The organism is Nocardia jinanensis (assembly GCF_014645735.1).
Taxonomy (GTDB): domain Bacteria; phylum Actinomycetota; class Actinomycetes; order Mycobacteriales; family Mycobacteriaceae; genus Nocardia; species Nocardia jinanensis.
In genome coordinates this window covers 261,429-268,498 of sequence record NZ_BMMH01000011.1, presented here as the reverse complement: position 1 = coordinate 268,498, position 7,070 = coordinate 261,429, and the positions used below count along the sequence as shown (strand labels likewise).

The window sequence follows — 7,070 nt, the reverse complement described above, 5'->3', positions numbered from 1 at the left end:
CTCGATAGTCACCGACCTACGGACGGCCGACCTCACACGCCCCGAACCGGAGCAGGCCCCAACCACTGAAGCCGACCATCCGGAGAAGACGGAAGGCACGCGCGGGAGTACACCTGGATCACCCGAGTAGCGCCACGGCACCGCAAGTGCTCGATAGTCACCGACCTACGGACGGCCGACCTCACACGCCCCGAACCGGAGCAGGCCCCAACCACGCATGCATTCCGCCGCGGGGCCGGGGCTCGGACTCGGTGGTCAGCGGCTGCGGCGGCTCTTCTTGCGCGGAGGCGGCAGCAGGCCCTCCGCCCGGAGCCGGGCGGCGTGTTCGGCCAGGGCCTCCACCAGCGGGCCCACCTGCGCGACCTCCGGCTGCACATCGACCCGCAATCCGAACTCCACCGCCGTCTCGGCCGTCTTCGGACCGATGCAGGCCACGATGGTGCGCGCATGCGGCTTCCCGGCGATGCCGACCAGATTGCGGACCGTGGAGCTGGAGGTGAACAGCACCGCGTCGAATCCGCCGGTCTTGATCATCTCGCGGGTTTCCGCGGGCGGCGGAGAGGCGCGCACTGTGCGGTAGGCGGTGACGTCGTCGATCTCCCAGCCCCGTTCGCGCAATCCCTCGGCGAGGGTCTCGGTGGCGATATCGGCGCGCGGCAGCAGGACCCGGTTCACCGGATCGAAAACATCGTCGTAGGGCGGGAAATCGGCCAGCAGGCCGAGCGAGGACTGTTCGCCGCTGGGCAGCAGTTCGGGGTTGATACCGAAGGAACGCACCCGCTCGGCGGTGGCCTCGCCCACACAGGCGATCTTCACGCCGGAGAACGCGCGGGCGTCGAGGCCGAACTCGGCGAACTTCTCCCACACCGCGCGGACCGCGTTGGTGGAGGTGAAGACCACCCACTGGTAGCGGCCGTCCACCAGACCTTTGACCGCGCGTTCCATCTGCGCGGGGCTACGCGGCGGTTCCACCGCGATGGTCGGTACTTCTTTGGGGATGGCGCCGTGAGTGACCAGCCGTTCGCTCATCTCGCCGGCCTGATCCTTGGTGCGGGGCACCAGCACGGTCCAGCCGTAGAGCGCGCGCGATTCCCACCACGACATCTTCGACCGCTGCGCGACCGCTTTACCGATCGTGACCACCAGCGGGCCGACCAGTTCGGAAGCGGCGCCGTTCAGCGTGGCCAAGGTGGCCTCGATGGTGCGCTGCTGGCGGGTGGTGCCGCGCACGGTCACCGCGACCGGAGTCTGCGGCGCCATCCCGTGTTCCACCAGGGCGCTGGCGGTTTCGGCCAAGTGCCCGGAAGTGGCGTGCAACACCAGCGGTCCGGGCGCGGCCGCCAGGGCGGGCCAATCCACTTCGCCGCGTACATCGGCTTCGGTGTGACCGGAGCCCAGTGCGATACCGGCATAGCTGGGTACCGCCGACCCGGAAGGTAGTCCGGGCAGCACCTCGAAGACGATATGCGAGCGGGTGACCGTGGTGACCTCGGCGATCACCGCATCGGTGGTGAGGGGATCGCCGGAGACCACCCGCACCACGTCGTGACCGGACTTGGCCTCGGCGATCAGGGTTTTCGCGACCTCGGCCGGATCGCCGAGGGCGGGCCGCACATCCACCGGACGCTCTCCGTCCGGCTCCGGCTCGACATCGGTGCCGATCAGGGCCAGCACTCCGGCGTCCACGTCGGGATCGGTGAACGCGAGGGTGGCCCGGCAGAGCACTTCGCGTGATCGGGTGGTCAGCAATGCCGGGTCCCCAGGGCCCGATCCGACGAACAGGATCCGCCCCGGATGCTTCTTGCTGGCTCGACTCATCGGTTGTTCTCCATTGGACTGGGTTCGGTGAAGTCCGTGGCGGTGCTCGTTCCCGCGGTAGCGGCGCTCGGTTCCGCTGCGGCGGTGCTCGTTCCCACCGGGGTGGTGTTGTTCCCGGCTCTCGCGAGATCCGGTTCCGCGGTGCCGGGTTCGGCGGCGAGTAGCTCGCGGGCACCCAGCTCCAGCAGTTCGCGGGCCAGTGCGCGGCCGAGTTCGGCGGCCTCGGCCGGTGCACCCACCGTCGAGGCCCGTATCACATCGGAACCGTCGAGTGCGGCGGCACAGCCGCGCAACGACAGTTCCTCGACGATGCGTCCGTCGTCATCCAAGGATTCGACGAGTTCGGCGATCGCTCCGACGGGCGCGGTGCAGCCCGCCTCGAGTTCGGCGAGCAGCGCCCGTTCCGCGGTGACGGCCGTTCTGGTGGCCGAATCGTCGAGAACAGCGAGCAGCTCGATCAAGTCTGTATCGTCGGCGCGGCATTCGACCGCCAGCGCGCCCTGCGCCGGCGCCGGCAATATCTGCACCGGTTCCAGCGCCTCGGTGACCGCGTCCAACCGGCCGATCCGGGCCAGTCCGGCGCGGGCGACCACCACAGCGTCGAGTTTGCCCTCGACGACCTGACGCAGCCGGGTGTCGAGATTGCCGCGCAGCGGCCGGATCTCGAGGCCGAGGCCCAGCGCGCGCACCTGCGCTATCCGGCGCGGCGCGGAGGTACCGACCACCGCGCCCGGCGGCAGTTCACCGAGCACCAGGCCGTCGCGGGCGACGAGTGCGTCGCGCGGATCCTGGCGCGGCGGTACCGCGGCGAGCACGAAACGATCGTCGCCGGCGGTGGGTAGGTCTTTGTAGGAGTGCACCGCGATATCGATGTTCGCGGCCGCGAGTTCGGCGCGCAGCGCGCTGGTGAAAACGCCCACGCCGATCTCCTCGACCGGATCAGCGGACAGATCGCCCGGTGTTTCGACGATCACCAGTTCCGCCGGTTGCCCGGTCGCGATCAGCGCATCGCGCACATCACCGGCCTGGGTACGTGCCAGCAGACTCCCCCGGGTGCCGATCCGCCACGGCCGCCGACCGGTGGCTCCGGAGCCCCCTGCGCCCGCGACCGCGGTCGCGTCCGAGCCCTGCAGGATTGTCATGTCGACTGCTCCTGTTCGTCTTCGTGGCTGCCGGGCGTGAAATCGTCGGCCAGGGCGATATCGCCGTCCAGGCCCATCCAGCCGGCACCGTTGTGTTCGGCCCGGCTGATCTCCATGGGAGCCGCGACCGCCTGAGCCGATCCGGGTTTCAGTTCGAACAACTCCCGCAGTGCTTCGGCATAGCTGTCCCCGCCCGGTGTGCTGGCCAGCTGCTTGACCCGCACCGTCGGCGCGTGCAGCAGTTTGTCCACCACGCGCCGGACCGTGCGCGCCACTTCGTCGCGTTCGGGGTCGGCCAGCCGCGGCAACCGCGAATCCAGCCGCAGCAGTTCGGCCTCCACCACTTCGGCGGCCCGTTGCCGCAGCGCGGCGACGGTCGGCGTGACCTCGGCCATCCGCTGTCCGGCCAGGTACTTGGCCAGTTCCTCGGCGACGATGGCGCGGGCGGCCGCGGTATCACCGGCGGCGGCGCCGGCGGCCGGGTCGTGCTGGAGGGTCTCGATATCGATCACGGTGACACCGGGGAGTCCGGCCACCGCGTGGTCCACGTCGCGAGGTAGGCCCAGATCGCAGAAAACCATCTGCCGGCCCGCGCCGCGGGCCGGATCCGACAGCGCGTTGTGCGCGTCGGCCAGGGTGACGACCGACCCCACCGCACCGGTGCAGGTGACGACCACATCGGCGGCCGACAACGCCTCGGGGAGCCGGGACAGTTCGTAGGCCTGCCCCGCCACTCCATGGGATTCCGCTGTCGCGGCGAGTCTTTCGGCACGTTCGATGGTGCGGTTGACCACCAGGATCCGTCCGATACCGGCGCGGGCCAGATGCGCGACCGACAGGCCGCCCATCGCTCCGGCGCCGATCACCGCGGCCGTCCGGCCGGCGAGCGGTCCGAGGACCGTGGTCGCCCGATCGAGGGCCACCGACACCACCGAGGCTCCGGCCCGGTCGATCCCGGTTTCCGAATGCACTCGTTTACCGACGCGCAGAGCCTGCTGGGAGAGTTCGTGCAAGGTCCGGCCCACGGCCTGCTGGGCGTCCGCGGTGGTGTAGGCGCTGCGGATCTGGCTGAGGACCTGCTGTTCGCCGACGACCATCGAATCCAGGCCGCTGGCCACCGCGAACAGATGTTCGGCGGCGGCTTCGCTGTACCGGACATAGGCGTGGCGGGTCAGTTCCGGCATCGGCAGCCCGGAGTGCGCGGTCAGCAGTTCGCCGACATCGGCCAGACCGCCGTGGAACGCGTCGACCACCGCATAGATCTCCACCCGGTTGCAGGTCGAGACGATCATCGCTTCGGAGATATGACTCGAAGCCAGCATGCGGTCGATCAGCTTCGGCCGATCGGCATCGGTGATCGCCACCTTCTCCAACATCGCAACAGGCGCGCTGCGATGGGAGATTCCGACGAGAAGAACGCTCATGGTGTGACCACCGATCCCTTGCTGGTTGGCTCCGTTGCCGTATGCGAGGTCGTCTGGGCGGCCTGCGCCGCACAATGGGACAGCCCGGCGGAGCCCGGCGTCGAATGCGCGGGCATCCGGCGGGCGATCCGGCCGGAGCCGTTCAGTGAGTGGGCGGACGGCACGGCACTACTGCTTCCAACACCGCCTGCAGTGGAATCATTCGCCGTCGCGGCGGCGTTCTCCGCCACATTTCCGGTGGTCACACCGTCGCCGGAGGCCGCGGGGGCCGACTCGTCGGGATCGGCGTTGCGGACCCGCTCGAACGAGAGCATCTGCATTTCCACCGCGAGATCCACCCGCCGCAACTCCACACCGGACGGTGCGGTGAGCGGGCAGAGCGCGAAACTGAGGATCGACTGCACACCGGCGGCGACCAGTTCGTCGCATACCCGCTGAGCGGCGTCGTCGGGCACCGCGATCACCGCGATGGTCGGGCGCAGCAGCGCGATATCGTCGGTGAGCCCGGCCGCATCACGCACCCGCAGCCCTTCGACCTCCCGACCGATCACATCGGGGTCGTTGTCGAAGATCCCGACCACCGCGAAACCACGCCGCCGGAACCCGCGATATCCGACCAGCGCGCGTCCGAGATTACCGGCTCCGACGAGGACCACCCGGTGCCCGCCGGACAGTCCGAGGACGTCCTCGATCCGGGCCCGCAGGCGGGCCACGTCGTAGCCCACGCCGCGAACTCCGTTCGGGCCCAGGAAAGACAGGTCCTTGCGTAGCTTGGCCGAATTGACACCCGCCGCGACAGCCAGTTCCTCACTGGATACGATGGCCACACCGTCATCGGTCAACAGGGCGAGCACCCGGAGGTAGGTGGCCAGCCGCGCCACCGTAGCCTGAGGAATACCCTTCTGCAGTGTGCGGGTGGTGACGTTGGGAGCATCGCCGGAGACGTCGCGCGTCTCATGGTGCTCTGTCACGTCCTCGGCTCCTCGTCCGGACCGAAACGGCCCGGGTGCTCGGCGACCTCCGTTGCGGTCCATGCGCCGATGACGGGGTCGGATATGGGTTGATTCACCTGCTACCGGCGGCCGGATATTCGCCCCGGCCTGCGGTTCGCGTGCCACCACCGTAACTGCTTGTGAACCCATGCACAAAGTCGGTGAAATTCGCCTCATTTTGTGTCGCGACCTCACCTTGTACGATCCCCCGCCGGAATTCGGACAATGTCAGCGAAACAGGTCGGCCCGCAGTCGTGTCTCGTCGACATCGAAATAGCTGTGTTCACGGCCGTCGAGCAGCACCACCGGCAGCCGGTCGCCGTATTCGGCGCGCAGGCCCGGTTCGGTAGCGGCGACCGCGTCCACATCCACACTGCCGACCTCGATACCGAATTCCGCGCAGATCCCCTGTAGCTGTTCCAGCGCCCGCTCGCACATACCGCAACCGGCGCGGGTCAGCAGGGTCACCTCATGCGTCGTGGAGTTCGTCATGACCGCTATTCAACCCGCCTCCGGACCGGACGCGGCGGGCGTAGTGCGTCCCAGAGCCCGCATCCGGTCAGGCGGACCTCCGCATTCGCTCCGGCCACGCGCGGGCTGTGGATGGGCTCCGCCCACCAGTACCCACTAGTGTGGACGTGATTCGCGCGAACAGGCGGAGGTACTGGTGCCGGAACGATCGAAGGTGGGGAAATCCGGGTTCATCGCGGGCCGGTTCGGGGAACTTCCGGTCAGATGGAATCTGGGCCCGCTCGGGCAGGGCCTGTCCGAGCAGCTGGCGCGCATCTCGCGCAGCCCGTTCGGACCCAGCGAGGAGGAGGTCCGCGCCAATGTCGCCGGCGAGGCCAGCGCCGACGCCGCCCTGGCCCTACAGGACGCCGAACGCGCGGCGACCGGTGTCCCTCCGCAGGAGGTGCCCCGGGACCTCACGGCCGCGGCTTTCTTCGACGTGGACAACACCATGGTGCAGGGCGCCTCGATCGTGCATTTCGCCCGAGGTCTGGCCGCGCGCAAATATTTTCGCAGCGCCGACCTGGTCGATATCGCGTGGAAGCAGGTGAAGTTCCGGATCACCGGCAAAGAGAACAGCACCGATATGGCCACCGGTAAAGAGAAAGCGCTCGAATTCATCGCCGGCCGGTCCACCGCAGAACTCGCCGCGCTCGGCGAAGAAATCTTCGACGAGATCATCGCGGACAAGATCTGGCCCGGTACGCGCGCGCTGGCACAGATGCATCTCGATGCCGGACAGCAGGTCTGGCTGGTGACCGCCACCCCGGTCGAGCTCGCGCAGGTGATCGCCAAACGACTCGGTTTGACCGGGGCTCTCGGCACCGTCGCCGAAAGCGTCGACGGAAAGTTCACCGGCCGCCTGGTCGGCGATATTCTGCACGGCCTCGGCAAAGCGCACGCCGTCCGCGCCCTGGCCATTCGCGAGGGCCTCAACCTCAAACGTTGCACCGCCTACTCCGACAGCCACAACGACGTACCCATGTTGTCGCTCACCGGCACCGCGGTCGCGATCAACCCGGATTCGGACCTGCGCGAGGTCGCGAAGGCCCGCGGCTGGGAAATCCGCGATTTCCGTACCGGCCGCAAGGCCGCCAAGATCGGCGTCCCCACAGCCCTGGCCCTCGGCGCCGCGGGCGGTGCTGTCGCCGCAGCCGTCACCCGCCGCAAGAGCGCCCACTGAC

General features: G+C 68.8%; 6 protein-coding genes. 1 reads left to right on the top strand and 5 read right to left on the bottom strand.

What is annotated here, in order from left to right; translation table 11 throughout:
* Window positions 1-255: 255 nt before the first annotated feature.
* The 5 genes from IEY68_RS24545 to IEY68_RS24525 form a co-directional block, all read right to left on the bottom strand.
* Complete coding sequence (locus IEY68_RS24545) at window positions 256-1,818, bottom strand: bifunctional uroporphyrinogen-III C-methyltransferase/uroporphyrinogen-III synthase (RefSeq protein ID WP_062999789.1); 1,563 nt, start codon at window positions 1,816-1,818, stop codon at window positions 256-258.
* Entirely contained in the window at window positions 1,815-2,960 is a 1,146-nt protein-coding gene (gene hemC, locus IEY68_RS24540; protein ID WP_189094482.1) for a hydroxymethylbilane synthase, read from the bottom strand. The genes IEY68_RS24545 and hemC overlap by 4 nt, the downstream gene beginning before the upstream one ends.
* Window positions 2,957-4,384, bottom strand: a complete 1,428-nt coding sequence (locus tag IEY68_RS24535) for a glutamyl-tRNA reductase (protein WP_062999787.1) — start codon at window positions 4,382-4,384, stop codon at window positions 2,957-2,959. The genes hemC and IEY68_RS24535 overlap by 4 nt, the downstream gene beginning before the upstream one ends.
* Window positions 4,381-5,355 carry a redox-sensing transcriptional repressor Rex gene (locus tag IEY68_RS24530; RefSeq protein ID WP_062999785.1) on the bottom strand — a complete coding sequence of 325 codons (975 nt, stop codon included), beginning with the start codon at window positions 5,353-5,355 and terminating at the stop codon, window positions 4,381-4,383. Before IEY68_RS24530 ends, IEY68_RS24535 begins: the two co-directional genes overlap by 4 nt.
* A 249-nt stretch (window positions 5,356-5,604) precedes the next feature.
* Window positions 5,605-5,868: a glutaredoxin family protein gene (locus IEY68_RS24525; RefSeq protein ID WP_062999783.1), complete on the bottom strand. Its 264-nt coding sequence runs from the start codon at window positions 5,866-5,868 to the stop codon at window positions 5,605-5,607.
* Between the two features lie 175 nt (window positions 5,869-6,043).
* Here IEY68_RS24525 and IEY68_RS24520 point away from each other — a divergent pair, with 175 nt between their 5' ends.
* Window positions 6,044-7,069 carry an HAD family hydrolase gene (locus IEY68_RS24520; RefSeq protein WP_373293006.1) on the top strand — a complete coding sequence of 342 codons (1,026 nt, stop codon included), beginning with the start codon at window positions 6,044-6,046 and terminating at the stop codon, window positions 7,067-7,069.
* Window position 7,070: the final 1 nt, after the last annotated feature.

Excerpts from the sequence above, each read along its gene's own strand:
- IEY68_RS24545 (WP_062999789.1), bottom strand. The coding sequence starts at position 1,818 with ATGAGTCGAGCCAGCAAGAAGCATCCGGGGCGGATCCTGTTCGTCGGA.
- hemC (WP_189094482.1), bottom strand. The coding sequence starts at position 2,960 with ATGACAATCCTGCAGGGCTCGGACGCGACCGCGGTCGCGGGCGCAGGG.
- IEY68_RS24535 (WP_062999787.1), bottom strand. The coding sequence starts at position 4,384 with ATGAGCGTTCTTCTCGTCGGAATCTCCCATCGCAGCGCGCCTGTTGCG.
- IEY68_RS24525 (WP_062999783.1), bottom strand. The coding sequence starts at position 5,868 with ATGACGAACTCCACGACGCATGAGGTGACCCTGCTGACCCGCGCCGGT.